This is a genomic window from Geomonas propionica (assembly GCF_016458235.1).
GTDB classification, from domain to species: domain Bacteria; phylum Desulfobacterota; class Desulfuromonadia; order Geobacterales; family Geobacteraceae; genus Geomonas; species Geomonas propionica.
This window is the reverse complement of sequence record NZ_JAEMHK010000011.1, coordinates 56,463-71,259: the sequence shown is the minus strand read 5'-3', so window position 1 is coordinate 71,259 and position 14,797 is coordinate 56,463. Positions and strand designations below refer to the sequence as shown.

At 62.1% G+C, this 14,797-nt stretch carries 9 protein-coding genes and 1 tRNA gene; 5 read left to right on the top strand and 5 right to left on the bottom strand.

The window, feature by feature from the left end; translation table 11 throughout:
• The first annotated feature begins 173 nt into the window (after positions 1-173).
• Entirely contained in the window at positions 174-2,783 is a 2,610-nt protein-coding gene (gene mutS, locus JFN90_RS14755; protein ID WP_199395889.1) for a DNA mismatch repair protein MutS, read from the top strand.
• Positions 2,784-2,807: 24 nt separating this feature from the next.
• Positions 2,808-4,073, top strand: coding sequence for an N-acetylmuramoyl-L-alanine amidase (locus tag JFN90_RS14750; RefSeq protein WP_199395888.1), 1,266 nt, complete (start codon positions 2,808-2,810; stop codon positions 4,071-4,073).
• A gap of 207 nt (positions 4,074-4,280) precedes the next feature.
• Here JFN90_RS14750 and JFN90_RS14745 read toward each other — a convergent pair whose 3' ends face one another.
• Complete coding sequence (locus tag JFN90_RS14745; RefSeq protein WP_199395887.1) at positions 4,281-6,341, bottom strand: DUF3426 domain-containing protein; 2,061 nt, start codon at positions 6,339-6,341, stop codon at positions 4,281-4,283.
• Positions 6,342-6,497: 156 nt separating this feature from the next.
• On the opposite strand from JFN90_RS14745, the gene JFN90_RS14740 reads away from it, so the two are divergent.
• Both JFN90_RS14740 and JFN90_RS14735 read left to right on the top strand, forming a co-directional pair.
• Positions 6,498-7,196, top strand: coding sequence for a DUF1573 domain-containing protein (locus JFN90_RS14740; RefSeq protein ID WP_199395886.1), 699 nt, complete (start codon positions 6,498-6,500; stop codon positions 7,194-7,196).
• 80 nt (positions 7,197-7,276) lie between these two features.
• A tRNA-Arg gene (locus JFN90_RS14735) sits at positions 7,277-7,353 on the top strand.
• A gap of 211 nt (positions 7,354-7,564) precedes the next feature.
• Here the strand turns inward: JFN90_RS14735 and JFN90_RS14730 are convergent.
• Genes JFN90_RS14730 through JFN90_RS14720 form a run of 3 tightly spaced genes read right to left on the bottom strand, consistent with a single transcriptional unit; the run spans position 7,565 to position 9,896 of the window.
• Entirely contained in the window at positions 7,565-8,416 is an 852-nt protein-coding gene (locus JFN90_RS14730) for a MetQ/NlpA family ABC transporter substrate-binding protein (RefSeq protein WP_199395885.1), read from the bottom strand.
• Between the two features lie 30 nt (positions 8,417-8,446).
• Entirely contained in the window at positions 8,447-9,115 is a 669-nt protein-coding gene (locus tag JFN90_RS14725) for a methionine ABC transporter permease (protein ID WP_199395884.1), read from the bottom strand.
• Positions 9,116-9,131: 16 nt separating this feature from the next.
• Positions 9,132-9,896 carry a methionine ABC transporter ATP-binding protein gene (locus JFN90_RS14720; protein WP_199395883.1) on the bottom strand — a complete coding sequence of 255 codons (765 nt, stop codon included), beginning with the start codon at positions 9,894-9,896 and terminating at the stop codon, positions 9,132-9,134.
• 626 nt (positions 9,897-10,522) lie between these two features.
• On the opposite strand from JFN90_RS14720, the gene JFN90_RS14715 reads away from it, so the two are divergent.
• On the top strand, positions 10,523-13,135 hold the full coding sequence (locus JFN90_RS14715) for a GGDEF/EAL domain-containing response regulator (protein WP_199395882.1): 2,613 nt from the start codon (positions 10,523-10,525) through the stop codon (positions 13,133-13,135).
• Between the two features lie 7 nt (positions 13,136-13,142).
• Here the strand turns inward: JFN90_RS14715 and JFN90_RS14710 are convergent, their stop codons facing one another.
• Positions 13,143-14,762: an NADP-dependent glyceraldehyde-3-phosphate dehydrogenase gene (locus JFN90_RS14710; protein WP_199395881.1), complete on the bottom strand. Its 1,620-nt coding sequence runs from the start codon at positions 14,760-14,762 to the stop codon at positions 13,143-13,145.
• Positions 14,763-14,797: the final 35 nt, after the last annotated feature.

The following is a 14,797-nucleotide window of genomic DNA, read 5'->3' as shown; positions in this document are numbered from 1 at the left end:
CAAAGCTCCAGAGAGCGGGTGTAAAAAAAGGTTTTTTCCGCTGCGGGGCCCGCCAAGCATCCTCCCGTCTCCCCCGCCGGCCGATTCCTCACTGAGGCCGGGCGGGGAAGCTTTACATGGACACGCTATTTTGTTAAGATGCCGGCGTTTCTTTCCCCCGAAAAGGTTTCCAAATGTCTGAAATGACGCCCATGATGCGGCAGTTCCTCGAGATTAAGGCAGAACACCCCGACGCCATCCTCTTCTTTCGATGCGGCGACTTCTACGAGATGTTCCTGGACGATGCGGTGAAGGCCTCCCGCATTCTCGGTATCACCCTCACCTCGCGCAATAAAAACGCCGACGGATCGGAAGTCCCCTTGTGCGGAGTCCCCTACCACTCCTGTGCCCCTTACATCGCCAAGCTGGTCGAGGCGGGTGAAAAGGTCGCCATCTGCGAGCAAGCGGAGGACCCGAAGCTCGCCAAGGGAATCGTGAAGCGCGAGGTGGTCAAGGTGATCACCCCAGGCCTCGTGGTCGAGGACGCCTCGCTTTCTCCCAAGGAAAACAACTACCTGCTTGCCCTTTGCTGCGACGGCGACTGCTACGGCCTCTCCTACCTGGACCTCTCCACCGGCGAATTCCGGGTCACCGAGCTCTCCGGGCTGCAGGCGGCGCTGGCCGAGGTGGCCTGCATCGCGCCGCGCGAGATCATCCTCCCCTCCTCTTTCCGGGAGCCGCAAAGGGCCAAGGAAATGGTGCCGGCGGCCTCCGACCGCAGCGTCACCTACTTCGAGGAGTGGGTCTACGACGCGGACTACTGTAGCCGCCTGATCGGCAACCAGTTCAAAGGGGCGACGGCCGAGACCCTCGGGTGCCACACCCTGCCGGTCGCGCTCCTCGCCGCTGGTGCCGTGCTGCACTACCTGGTGGACACCCAGAAGGGAAACGCCCCGCACGTCACCGGTATCACCCCCTACAACCAAAACCAGCACCTGCTCCTGGACGAGTCGACCCGGCGCAACCTGGAGCTGACCCAGACCATCTCCGACGGCAAGAGGAAGGGGTCACTCCTTGGGCTCATGGACCGGACCGTCACCGCCATGGGGGGGCGTAAGCTCAAGCAGTGGATCAACTACCCGCTCATGGACCAGGGGAAGATCCGCGGGCGTCAGGACGCGTTGCAGGAGCTGATTGAGTTCCCAGGGGTGCGGGCCGAGCTGAAGACGCTCCTCTCCGGGGTCTACGACCTGGAGCGCCTGAATGGGCGCATCAGCCTCGCCTCGGCGTCGGCGAAGGACCTGGCCGCGCTCAAGGCGTCGCTGTCCCGGCTCCCCGCCATCAAGGAGCAGGTGGCGGCCTGCGCGGCGCTACTTTTGAAGGAACTCGACGCCGGCATCGACCCGCTCTCCGAGATCTGCGACCTGATCACCCGCGCCATCGTCGATGATCCCCCCTTCGTGCTGCGCGACGGCGGCATCATCGCCGACGGCTACAACGCGGAACTGGACGATCTGCGCGCCATCAGCCGTGAGGGAAAGGGGTTCATCGCCCGTCTGGAGGCCCAGGAGAAGGCGCGCACCGGGATCTCCTCGCTGAAGATCCGCTACAACAAGGTGTTCGGCTACTACATCGAGGTCACCAAGGCCAACGTCTCCGCCATCCCCGAGGACTACATCAGGCGGCAGACCCTCGCCAACGCCGAGCGCTACATCACCCCGGAGCTGAAGGAATACGAGGAGAAGGTGCTCGGTGCCGAGGACCGCATCAAGGACCTCGAGTTCAACCTGTTCCAGCAGGTGCGCGAGGCCGCCGCGGCGCAGGGCGAGCGCATCGCCAGGAGCGCCGACCGCCTGGCCTGCCTGGACGTCCTCGCCTCGCTCGCGGAGCTCGCCCACGACAAGGGTTACTGCCGTCCCGAGGTGCACGAGGGGAGCGAGCTCTCCATCACCGAGGGGAGGCACCCGGTCATCGAGGACATGCACTCGTCGGAGCGCTTCGTCCCCAACGATACGCTGCTCGACAACGGCGAGAACCAGCTCATCATCATCACCGGCCCCAACATGGCGGGTAAGTCGACCTTCATGCGCCAGGTGGCCCTGATCACCCTGATGGCGCAGATGGGGAGCTTCGTGCCGGCCGAGAAGGCGCGCATCCCGCTGGTGGACCGCATCTTCACCCGCGTCGGCGCCTCGGACAACCTGGCCCGCGGCCACTCCACCTTCATGGTGGAGATGATGGAGAGTGCGGCGATCCTGAGGGGTGCCACGGCCAAGAGTTTGGTGATCCTGGACGAGATCGGTCGCGGCACCTCCACCTTTGACGGGGTCTCCATCGCCTGGGCCGTCGCGGAGTTCCTGCACGACAACAAGGCGCACGCGGCCAAGACGCTCTTCGCCACGCACTACCACGAGCTCACCGAGCTCGCCGTGACCCGTCCCGGCATCAAGAACTTCAACATCGCGGTCCGCGAGTGGAACGAGCGCATCATCTTCCTGAGGAAGATCGTCCCCGGCGGCGCCTCGCACTCCTACGGCATCCAGGTGGCGCGCCTGGCCGGGCTGCCGCAGGCGGTCATCGACCGCGCCAAGGAGATCCTCACCAACCTGGAAAAAGGGGAGTACGGCGAAGGGGGCGTACCGCGACTGGCGCGGGGCAAGAAAAACCCGCCCCCCTCACCCCAGCTCTCGCTCTTCGGCGGGGGTGACGACCAGATCAGGGAGAGGCTGAAGGACGTGGAAGTGGCGCTGTTGACACCGCTCGAGGCGCTCAACTTGGTGGACGAACTGAAGAGGATGCTGTAATGGCACAAAGAGAGGTCAAGGCGCATGAAGCGTAGGGAATTCGTCAAATACCTGGGACTTGCCGCCCCCTACTGCCGCTGGCTCGCCTGCCGGGCCGTGGCGGCCCAGGGCTCCTTACTGCTCGCCCCGCTTTGGAACGGCTCGGCTCAGGCCGCCCCCGGCGCCCCGCTGGTGCCGGTCACCGAGTTGAAGCACTGGTCCACCCCGGACTACACCAGGGTCTCCATCACCCTGGACCAGGAGGTGCGCTTCGAGCACCACAAGCTCCCCAACCGGCTCTACCTCGACCTGCAGGGGACCCACCTCAACCCCGGCGTCAAGGACCTCACCATCGGCGACGGCCTGTTGAAAAGCGTCCGCATCGCTCAGTTCGCCGCCTCGACAGTGCGCGTGGTGCTCGACCTGGACAGCATCAAGGAATACAAGGTCTTCACCTTCTCCGAGCCTTACCGGATCATCGTGGACGTGAAGGGGGATCGCAGGCAGGAGATCTCCGCCTCCAAAGAGGTGATTGAGAGTGCCCCCGCCGAGCCGAAGAGCGTGGAGAAGGTGAACCCGCCGGAGAAGCCCAAGACGGTGGAGAAAGGAAAGCAGGCGAAGTTCAAGCCGGGACGGATCCGCAGGATCGTGATCGATCCGGGGCATGGCGGACACGACCCGGGGGCGGTAAGCCCGTCGGGGACCCGGGAGAAGGACATCGTGCTGCAGATCGGCCTGGATCTGGCCCAGAAGATACGGGAGGAGCTCGGGATCGACGTCGTCATGACCCGTTCCACCGACGTGTTCATCGAACTGCAGGAGCGGACCGCCATCGCCAACAAGGTGGGCGCCGACCTCTTCGTCTCCATCCACGCCAACGCCTCGCTGAACCACAACGCCAACGGCATCGAGACCTATTACCTGAACCTCGCCAAGACCGAGAAGGTGGCCCAACTCGCGGCCAAGGAAAACGGGACTTCGCTGGAGAAAGTGAGTACGCTGCAGGCCATCCTTTTCGACCTGATGGCGAACTACAAGCTGAACGATTCCGCGCACCTGGCCGACGAGGTGCAAAAGGCGCTCTACAAGAAGGCGCAAACCGGCTACCCCACGGTCAAGAACCTCGGCGTCAAGCAGGGCCCCTTCTACGTCCTGGTCGGCGCCACCATGCCGAGCATCCTGGTGGAGACCGCGTTTTTAAGCAACGAACGTGACGAGCAGAAGCTCAAGGATCCGCACTACCAGGCGCTGACTGCGGACGGCATCCTCGCCGGGATCAAGGGTTACATCACCAGCCTCAACAAGGCCTGAGCAACCGCCCCCAACAGCAAATCCCCTCTGTCTTCCCTTCGCAAAGGGGAGGACGCTCGTTCTGGTGCTGCGCTTCGTGACAACGGATAGCCGCCCTGGAAATCCCGCATCAACCTTGCGAAAGCGGAACACGGGGAATTTAATGAAACGCAAAAAGGCCGGCAAATGCCGGCCTTTTTTATTGTCGCTGGTTGATGGTCTTTCTGTTTACTGCCCGGCGGCCACCGTGGAGCCGACCACCTCGACGCCGAAGTCGGCAGCTTCCTTGGGCACGTTGGCGATAGCCACCACGAAACCGATGGACTGGTCCGGCTTGACGCCAAGGTTGGAGAGCGAGTCGCCGAACTGGTTGTTCATGATGGACTCGATCTTGGTGAAGGGAAGCGTGCTCAACTGCTCCGCCGAGAGGCGGTTGCCGCAGTAGGCGGTCTTTTGCAGCAGCACCTTGCCTGCCTTGTCGAAGATGCTCACCTTGACCTGGATCGAGGCGCGCGATTTGCGGTAGGAATTGACAGCCTCGCCGTTCACCACGAACAGTTCGCCCGCCTCCTTGTTCTGGTGGAAGGAAGCGAGGGCGTTCTTGATGGTGATGCGCCCCTCCTCCGGGGCCTCCATGCCGAACCATTTGGCGACGAAACCTATGCCGTACTGGTCCAGCTTCTTCATCGCCTCGGGACCGCGTTGCAGCAGGTACAACCCGGCGCCGCTCAGCGCCAGCACCACGACCACACAGATGGCGACAATGGCGATGGTAAGGACGGAACGCCCCTTGCGCCGGGAAGATATCGACAGCGGCGGAAGTTCCTCTTCGAACCCTTCCTCCGGGACGGCAGCGGCGAAGGACTTGTCGCCGAAGCTGAAGTCGAGGGAAGACTTGGCGGCCGGTTTGGGCTCGGCGGTGGCGCCGGGCATGGCTACCTCCTCCTCGTCGCGGACAGCGTCGACTGCAGCAACAGCACCTGCCAGTCCCGCGGCGGCGACCGCTGCCGGAACAGCCCCTTCTGCCTCATCCTTTGGCTCGGCCTCGGGCTGGGCCTTGGGCGCGTCGGCGAAGGAGAAGTCGCCGAAACTGAACTCCTCATCCCGGGCCGGCGCAGGCCCCTCTCCTTGCTCATCGCCCTGACCGAAAGCGGCCGTTTCCGCGGCTCCCTCGCCGGCGGCCTCGGACACCGCGTCGTCTTCGAAGGAGAAGGATCCAGCTTCCGGTCCGGCAGGCTCTTCCTGGGCGGGAGGCGCCGGTTCTTCGAAGGAAAAATCCCCGAAATCGAAGGAATCGGCGCCAGCCGCTGGCGCAGGTTCTTCCTTGGGAGCGGCTGCCGGCTCGTCGAAGGAGAAGTCCCCGTACTCCGGCGTTTCCTCGGCAGGTGCGGTTTGCTCTTTGGCAGCCGAAGGTGTCTCGTCAAAAGAGAATTCACCAAAGTCCGCCGCAGCGGCAGGCGCTTCCGAGGGAGATTCCTCGGCCGGGGCAGAGGTCTCCTCGAAAGAGAACTCGCCGAAGTCGAACGCGTCCTCGGCGGACTGGGCGGCGGCAGTTGCCTCCTCCTTAGCCGCAGGCGCAGTTTCTTCGAAAGTAAGTTCGCCGAACGCCATCGCATCAGGTATCGGGGTAGCGGCCTCCTCCTGCTTACCCGCCGCGGCAGGTTCATCGAAGGAGAGATCACCGAAATCCAGGGCAGAATCTGCGGCTGCCGGAGCGGGCTCCGCAGTTGGCGCCGGTGAATCATCAAAGGAGAGTTCGCCGAAATCAAGATCTGGCGCCGCCGCTGTCGGAGCATTCGGGGCGGGATTCACGGGTTCTTCATTGAACTCGATCTCGCCGAACCCGGTATCGGCAGGGGCAGGAGTCTCGTGCCCGGCCGGCATGCCGGTCTCAATGTTGATGTCACCGAAATCGATATCGTCTGCGCCGGCAGCCGCAGCACCAGCGGCTGCAACACCCGGTTTGGATGCGGGGGCCGGCTCAGGTTCGGGTTCGAAACCGAACTCCGCGAGATCGTTCTGCTGCGGCTGGGAAGCATCAACACCGAATTTGGGAGACGGCGTCTCTTGGTCGGCCTGAGCGGCAGTCGGTTCCTGTTCGGCCTGCGCCGGGGCCTGAGCCCCGAGTCCGGACAAAAGGGCGTCGAAGTCCGACTCTTCCGCTTTCTGCTCGGCACCGGCCACAAAGACGTGCCGGCACTTGGAGCAACGGACCTTGACACCGCCCGGCTTAAGCTTGGAATCGTCCAGCCTGAACTTCGTATTGCACTGGTCGCATTGAAGAATCATCGACCCCTCCGGATTGTTTTGGATATTCCATTAATTTTCTCAACGGTTTCCTATAACAGAAGCCAATTATAGTGTCAATCATTCTGGTCGCCCTGACACCTTTGTGGTATAAATAGTCGGTGCGCCGCATCCCAGCGATAATTCAAGAGGAACACCATGAGACACCTTCCGCCTGTATGCATTCTGCTCCTGCTCGTCACCCTGTGCAGCGCCGCCATAGCCCTGGCGGCACCGGAACTCTCCGTAGACCGGGGTACTTTCAACTTCGGCACCGTTGCCCAGGGAAAGAAGGTCCAGCATACCTTCACCATCAGGAATAACGGCGATGCCCCGCTTCAGATCAAGAAGCTTGAGGCTTCTTGTGGCTGCACCGCCGCCAAGCCATCCACCTCGATCATCCCCCCCGGCAAGAGCGCCGAGATAGAAGTAACATTCGACTCCGGCTCGTTCTCCGGCAAGGTACAAAAGACCGTGACGCTGAATAGCAACGCCGGCAAGACCCCGGTCTACACCTTCACCATCGAGGGGACCGTGCTCGATCAGTTGCAGGTAACGCCGCGGCAGGTGAGCCTCGGCGCCGTGAGCAGCAGCACCGCTACCCAGGCCAAGGTAAGCGTCACCAACAACAGTAACGTGACCGTAAAGCTGCTGAACGTGAGCGCCACATCCTCCTCTTTGCAGATCAGGCCCACCATCAGGAAAGCGGAATTAAAGCCGGGAGAGAGCGGCACAATCGAGATCTCGGTGCAGGCCAAGCCGGATGCAAAAATACTGAGCGGGTACCTGCATATCACGACCAGTCACCCCCAGAGGAAGGAGATCACCGTACCTGTGTATGGTTCCATCGCGAAGTGAGAGTCGGGATCAGAAGCCGCTTTTTTTAAAGTTTAATCTTGAGTTGATTCTCAAAATAGTGTAGTAATGAGTTCTTTCCCGGGCGGGTAGCTCAGCTGGATAGAGTACTGGCCTCCGAAGCCAGGGGTCACGGGTTCGAATCCCGTCTCGCCCACCAAGTTTTACGACAAAAATGCTCCGAACCTCTTGCAGATGTTGCAGAGAAGTTCGGAGCATTTTTCGTTTTCAGCCCCTGCTCGTACTGCGCAGCCGAGTACAGCGAGGAAAAAGGCCAAGGTAGAAGCCTCGGTCTGGGAATCGCTAATCTTGGCTTCCAGATGCAGTAGTTTTCTCACGGCCCGCCGGGGTCGCGGCGCGCTCTGCCGGGCCTAGAACGCGGGGATGATCGCTGCACCGTACTTTTCCTTGAGAAACTGCTTGAGTTCGGGGGACTGCAGCGCCGCCAACAGTTTCTTGATGTCGTCCCGATTCTCCTCGCCCTTCCGCACAACGACGATGTTGGCATAATGAGACTTGGCGTCCTCGCGCGCGATGGCGCTCTGCGGATCGATCTTGGCGTCCAGTATGAAGTTCGTGTTGATCACCGCGCCGTCCACATCCGGGAGGGTCCTGGTGAGCTGGGCCGCCTCGACCTCGACGAACTTGATCTTCTTCGGGTTCTCCACGATGTCCTGCGGCGTCGCCTGGAAGTTGGAGATGCCTGGTTTGAGCTTGATGAGCCCCTGCTTCTCCAGGAGCGCCAGGGCACGGTACTCGTTGGAGGGATTGTTCGGGACAGCGATCTGGGCGCCGTTTTTCAGTTCGGCCACAGACTTGATCTTCTTAGAGTAGAGGCCGATCGGCTCCACGTGGATGCTGCCGGCCACGTTGAACTGGTAGTTCTTCTCCTTCACCACGGCCTCGAGGTAGGGAACGTGCTGGAAGTAGTTGGCATCGATCTGTTTCTCGGAGAGGGCCGGGTTGAGCTGCACCTCGTCGTCGAAGGTCACCACCTCAAGATTCACTCCCTGCTCCTTCAGTTTCGGCACCACGAACTTGAGGATGTCGGCGTGCGGCACCACAGCCGCGCCGACCTTCAAGGTCTTCCCAGCCACCGGGGCCGTGTTCTCGGCGCCCTTACCGGCATCACCTTCCTTTTTCTTGCAACCCGCCGCGGCCGCTGCAACCAGTGCCAGTGCGACCAGGGCGACGCTCAACCTGCCGGTAAATCTGCTTTTCATCTTTGTGTCCCTCCGTTGGTAATCAGGCCCTTAGCCGAGCCTATGTTGGTTTCTATTGATCCGTCGCGCCAGTCGGTCGCCACCCCACTGCACCCCCTGGACGAAAATGACGAGAATGAGGACGGTCGCGAACATGACGTCCTCGCGGTAGCGCATGTAGCCGTAACGGATGGCGAGGCTCCCCAGCCCCCCTGCCCCGATCGCCCCGGCGGTCGCCGTGAACCCGGTAATGGTAATAACCGCGAGGGTAACGCCGAGCACCAGCGACGACAACGCCTCGGGAATCAGCACCTTGCGCACGATCTGCAGCGGCGTCGCCCCCATGGCAAGGGCCGCCTCCACCTTGCCGCGGTCGACCTCTTTCAGACTATTCTCGATGATGCGTGCCAGAAACGGTGCCGCGGCGATCGAGAGCGGAACGCTGGCGGCCGTGGCTCCCAGCGTAGTCCCCACCAGAAAGCGCGACAGCGGCAACAGCAACACGATCATGATGATAAAGGGAAAGGAGCGGGTGATGTTGATCACGGCGCCCAGAATGCGATTCAGCCGCGGCGACTCGAGGACATGGCCGGTCGACGTGATCACGACCAGCACCCCGAGCGGGAGTCCCAACACGATGGCGGCGACGGTGGACAGCACTACCATGTACAGCGTTTCTCCGAAGCCCGTGAGGAGCATCGGTATCAGGTCTTCATGCATCGTCATCTCCTCCCGTTTAAATACCTGCTCCGTAGCCCTGCAGCAGCGCGCTGTGCTCCAAAAACAGTTTCATGGTCGCGCTGGATGGCGCGGAAAAGACCTGCTGCATCGATCCACACTCGACGATCTCGCCCCGGTCCAGGACTGCCACCTTGCTGCAGATCTGCTTGATCACGCTCATTTCGTGGGTGATCAGGACGATGGTCAGCCCAAGCTTGCGGTTGATGTCGGCCAGCAGTTCCAGGATCGAGCTGGTCGTTTGCGGATCAAGCGCGGAGGTGGCCTCGTCACTCAGGAGCACCTCCGGGTGGTTGGCAAGGGCACGCGCGATACCGACCCGCTGTTTCTGCCCACCGGACAGCTGCGCGGGGTAGCTGCCTGCCTTGTCCGAAAGCCCGACCAGGTCCAGGATCTCCTCGACCCGCTGTGCAATCGCCTTGTGCGAGTACCCGGCCAACTCCAGGGGAAAAGCGACGTTCCCCTGCACCGTCCGCGAATCGAGCAGGTTGAAGTGCTGGAAGATCATTCCGATCTTCTTGCGCGCCTCGCGCAACTCGTGCGTCACCAGCCGGGTGATCTCCCGGCCGTCGATGACGATGCTGCCGCTGTCAGGCTCCTCGAGCCGGTTCAGGCAACGGATCAGGGTGGACTTCCCCGCCCCGCTCAGCCCGATAATACCGAAGATGTCCCCCTTCTCGATGTGCAGGTTGACGTCGCGCAACGCGGTGAACGTTCCGCGCGGCGTATGGTACTGCTTGTTCAGGCCGTTGATGGTAATCACTCGCCCCCCGGGGAATTCGACGCTGATGCAAAAAGAAGGCAAAGGAAACTTCTTATGCCTCCAGCTTTCTGGTCGGCGTCTAGCGCTTTCTACTTTAATCAATTGTAGGTGATACGGGGTTTATCAAAATTGACCATAAAAGTCAAGTAAGCAATGCAATTGAGACCAGTTAACACACAGCGCATTGATGTAGAATTACTGTCACCCATTCCTGCTCAGATGCCTAAGCCTCCGTGTACCGCCCCGGTCTCCCACCTCGGCCATGATGTCTCCCCAACTGCCGGCCCAGCGCTTCATGGCGCCCTCGTCCAACGGCTTCGGACGACGCTGTACCCCCTCCTCGGCAAGCGTTATCGCCAGTTTTCGAACACCACTTCACGCGACAAAAAGGTTGCATCGGCGAAGCGCCGATCCACTGTAATAAAACGGATACCATGGTACGTCCGGCCGCAGCGGCTGGCTGCTAAGAAAATTGGAAGTGCCAAATTTACACCTTGCCACCCAAAAATAAGACGGTATCAATAATAAGTTTTAATCATGATGACTTCCTCCCGATAAGGGATGAAGGAGTGCAGTGTAGTGGTCGAAGCGGGATGAATCTGCGGGGACCGTGCATGGGGGAAAGGATGGCTACCGCCAGTGTACAAGCGCGGAATTCGGAACGGCAACGCACGGCGCAGGGGTGCACCATTTTGTTGGTGGACGACAGCCCCACCCAGGTGAAGCGACTGGAACACCTGCTCCGGGCGGAGGGGTACCGCGTGCTGGTATGCCGGGACGCAGGCGAGGCGCTGGCCGGAATTGGCGTAACGGAACCGGACCTGGTCATCAGCGACGTCGTCATGCCCGGGATGGACGGCTTCGAGCTCTGCCGCCGGATCAGGGACCTGAAGGAAGCGAGCCAGCTCCCGATCATCCTGCTCACTCACCTCAACGACCCCACCCACGTGCTGCGCAGCCTGGAAGCCGGGGCCAACTACTTCATCTCGAAGCCTTATCACAACGGCATCCTGCTGTCGCGGGTGGCCGCCGCCCTGCGGCGGGACCAGGGAGGCTGCATCGCCCAGAACGACGGCACCGTCAGCTGCAACTACTACGGCAACCGCTACGCGATCGCCGCTTCCAAACCACAGATCATCGATCTTCTGCTGGCGACCTACGAACTCGCAGTAGACAAAAACCAGGAAATATCGAAGACCCAGGACGCCCTGAGAAGGCTGAACGAAGAACTGGAATCGCGGGTGGCAAAGCGGACGGCGGAACTGCGCAACACCATCAGCGAACTGAGACAGGAGATAGCCGAGCGGGAAAGCGCCGAGGAGTGCGTGCGGCGGCTGAACCGGCTGCACTCGGTGCTCTCCGAGACCAGCAAGGCGGTGGTGCACATCAAGGACCGGCAATCGCTGTTCCACGACTTCTGCCGCATCGCCGTTGACCACGGCTGCTTCAAGCTGGCCTGGGTGGGGCTCCTCGACCAAACGGGGACGGTGGTGCAGGTGGCGGCGGCGCGCGGAACCACTGCCTACCTCAACGGCGTCACCATCACCCTGGACCGGGAACCAACCGGCAGCGGCCCGACCGCCAGCGCCATCAAGAACGGGAGTTTCTACATCTGTAACGACTTTCTCAACGCCGACAACACCGCCACTTGGCACGAGCGCGGCAGGGAATACGGTATCCGCGCCTCGGCAAGCATCGCCCTGCAGCAGGAGGGACGGGTCATCGGGGCTCTCACCCTGTACGCGGACAAAAGGAACTACTTCGACCGCCCCCAGGTGGAACTCCTGCGCCAGATGGGCGCCGACATATCCTTCGCCCTGGGCAACATGGTACGGGACGACCACAGGCTGGAGGTGGAACGGGCCCTCCTCGAAGAGACGTCACGTCGCCTGCAGGAAAGGGAACAGCATACCCAGAAAATCGAGTATCTCGCGCACTACGACCCGGTCACCAAGCTCCCCAACCGCTTCAGCCTCATGGCCCGGTTGGGCCACTCCCTGGAACTCGCCAAACGGTGCGGCAGCAGGCTGGCACTGATCTTCATCGATCTCGACCGTTTCAAGAACATCAACGATTCCTTGGGGCACCACGTGGGCGACCAACTGCTCTTCCAGGTAGCGGGGCGCCTCCTGGAAACGATCCGCAGCGCGGACATCGTGGCCCGGTTGGGCGGCGACGAGTTCGTGGTGGGGCTCCCCCTGATCCGCTCCAACGTCTCAGCGGCACACACCATCGGCAAGATCCAGCATGCCCTGTCCCAGAGCTACTACGTCGAGGGACACGAATTGAGCGTTACGCCGAGTATCGGCGTCAGCATATTCCCCGAGGACGGCGAAACGGTTCAGGAGCTTATGAAAAACGCCGACCTCGCCATGTACCACGCCAAAGCCGGCGGGCGCAACAACTACCAGTTCTTCACCCAGGAGATGAACCAGACGGTGCAGGCAAGGCTGGTGCTGGAGGGGGACCTGAGGGTGGCGATCGAGCGGGGGGAATTCCTGCTGCATTACCAGCCGCAAATCGAGATGAGCAGCGGTCGGGTGGTGGGCGTGGAGGCGCTTTTGCGCTGGCAGCACCCGGTCCACGGGCTGGTCGCTCCGGACCGCTTCATTCCGTTGGCGGAGGAAACGGGGATGATCGTCGCCATAGGTGAGCTGGCGCTGAAAAGTGCCTGTCGCCAGCTCGCCTCCTGGCTCGCCGCCGGTCTGCCGCCGCTCAGGGTATCGGTCAACCTCTCGCCGCGGCAGTTCAGGCAGAACAACCTCCCTGCCCTGCTGCTGGAGATACTGCGGGAGACCGGGATTGCTTCGAACCTTTTGGAACTGGAGATTACCGAGAGTTCCGCGATGGACAACCCCGCCGAGGCGATCCTGCACCTGCAGGGATTCCGGGAGATGGGGGTGGAACTGGCCATCGACGACTTCGGCACCGGCTACTCTTCGCTCAGTTACCTAAAGCTCTTTCCGGTGCACCGCCTGAAAATCGACCGCTCCTTCGTGAAGGACATCGACACCGACACCGACGACGCCGAAATCGCGGCGGCCACCATCGCGCTCGCCCACACGCTGGGCAAGGAAGTGGTGGCCGAAGGGGTGGAAACCGAGGCCCAGTGCCGCTTCCTGCAAGAGCAGAACTGCGACATCGTGCAGGGGTATTACTTCAGCCGCCCCCTGCCGCCGGAAGAACTCGTTCCCTACCTGAAAAACTCCCCAGCCCCAGCCCTCTTGCCGAGAAACTGACCAATGATCAGAGGATATAGTCGGTGGAGAGGAAGTGAGACTTTCTTTCCTTCACGATGCCGGTGATGATGTCGCGGTTGGCGTCGGTCTCCCGCGCCGCCACCACGATCCGGATCGAGAAGACACGCAGGGCGTCGGCGACGGACTGGGTCCCCTCGGCGGAGTTCTTGCGGCCGTTGAAGGGGAAACTGTCCGGGCTTCTCTGGCACTTGCTGTTGATGTTGATGCGGCAGACCTGGTTCACCAGGGCGTCGATCAACTGCGACAACTGCTCCTCGTTCCTGCCGAAGATGCTCGCCTGCTGGCCGTAGTTGGAGCGCACCACGTAGTCGATCGTTTCTTTCAGGTCGTCGTAGACCACCACCGGGACCACTGGGCCGAACTGCTCCTCGTGGTAGAGCCGCATCTGGTCGGTGACCGGGTAGAGAAGCGCCGGGTAGAAGAAGGAGCCGCTCTTAGTCCCGCCGCCGGGATTCACCACGCGGGCGCCAAAGGACTCGGCGTCGCGCCGGAGCCCCTCCAGGTACTCCGGCTTCTCCGGCTCGGGGAGCGCGGTGATGGCCACCCCTTCCTGCCAGGGAACCCCGCACTTGAGCCCCGCGATCCCCCGCGCCATCCCGTCCAGAAACGGCTCGGCGATGTCGCGGTGCACGAAGATGATCTTGAGAGCGGTGCAGCGCTGGCCGTTGAAGCCGAGGGCGCCGGAGACGCACTCCTCCACCGCAAGGTCGAGGTCTGCATCGGGGAGAATGATGGCGGGGTTCTTGGCGTCCAGCCCGAGCACGCAGCGCAGCCGGTGCGGACGGGGATGGCTCGCACGCAGGGCGTCCGCCACGCGGCTGGTGCCGATGAAGCCCAAGACGTCGATGCGGCCGGTGGCCATCAGGGGGGGAAGCACTACCTCGCCGTCACCGTAGACCGTGTTGACCACGCCGGCCGGGAAGCAGTCGCGGAAGGCCTCCAAAAGAGGCGCGAACAGGAGGATGCCGAAGCGCGGCGGCTTGAGGATGATGGTGTTGCCCATGACCAGTGCCGGGATCAGCGTGGTGAAGGTTTCGTACAGTGGGAAGTTGTAGGGTCCCATGCAGAGCACGACACCCAGGGGCGCGCGGCGGATCTGGCCGATGATCCCCTGCTGGATCACGAAACGGGAGGAGACCCGGTCCAGTTCCTTGAGCGCCTCCACGGTGTCCTTCAGGTAGTCGAGCGCACGGTCGAATTCGGCCTCGGCCTCCTTGAGCGACTTGCCTATCTCCCACATGAGGAGTTTGACCACCTCGGCGCGCTCTGCCCGAACGGCGCTGCTGAAGCAGTTCACGCACTTGATGCGCTCGCCGACCGACATGGTGGGCCAGGCACCCCGACCGTTGTCGTAGGCCTCTACAGAGACGTCCAGCGCCTCAAGGGACGCCTCCACGGAGAGGGCGGGCGCCTCCCCTATCCGCTGCGCCTTCGGCTCGCTCCCGTGAAGCACCTGCACCGGCGAGAGCACCTCCTGCATGGGGCCGTCCCAGCGGCGCAGTTCGCCGCCGACCAGGTAATAGTCCTGGCGGATCGGGTTATCTATACGATAGAGAGCGGGGATTTCCTGCGGCAGCGGGGACAGTCCTGCGATCTTCTTCTTCACTTTGCCTTCCTTGCTGACAGACGTGGTTGCCGGAC

What these genes read in the sequence shown, in the direction of transcription:
- JFN90_RS14750 (WP_199395888.1), top strand. Translation starts at nt 2,808, where the DNA reads ATGAAGCGTAGGGAATTCGTCAAATACCTGGGACTTGCCGCCCCCTAC.
- JFN90_RS14745 (WP_199395887.1), bottom strand. Translation starts at nt 6,341, where the DNA reads ATGATTCTTCAATGCGACCAGTGCAATACGAAGTTCAGGCTGGACGAT.
- mutS (WP_199395889.1), top strand. Translation starts at nt 174, where the DNA reads ATGTCTGAAATGACGCCCATGATGCGGCAGTTCCTCGAGATTAAGGCA.
- JFN90_RS14730 (WP_199395885.1), bottom strand. Translation starts at nt 8,416, where the DNA reads ATGAAAAGCAGATTTACCGGCAGGTTGAGCGTCGCCCTGGTCGCACTG.
- JFN90_RS14725 (WP_199395884.1), bottom strand. Translation starts at nt 9,115, where the DNA reads ATGCATGAAGACCTGATACCGATGCTCCTCACGGGCTTCGGAGAAACG.
- JFN90_RS14740 (WP_199395886.1), top strand. Translation starts at nt 6,498, where the DNA reads ATGAGACACCTTCCGCCTGTATGCATTCTGCTCCTGCTCGTCACCCTG.
- JFN90_RS14715 (WP_199395882.1), top strand. Translation starts at nt 10,523, where the DNA reads ATGGCTACCGCCAGTGTACAAGCGCGGAATTCGGAACGGCAACGCACG.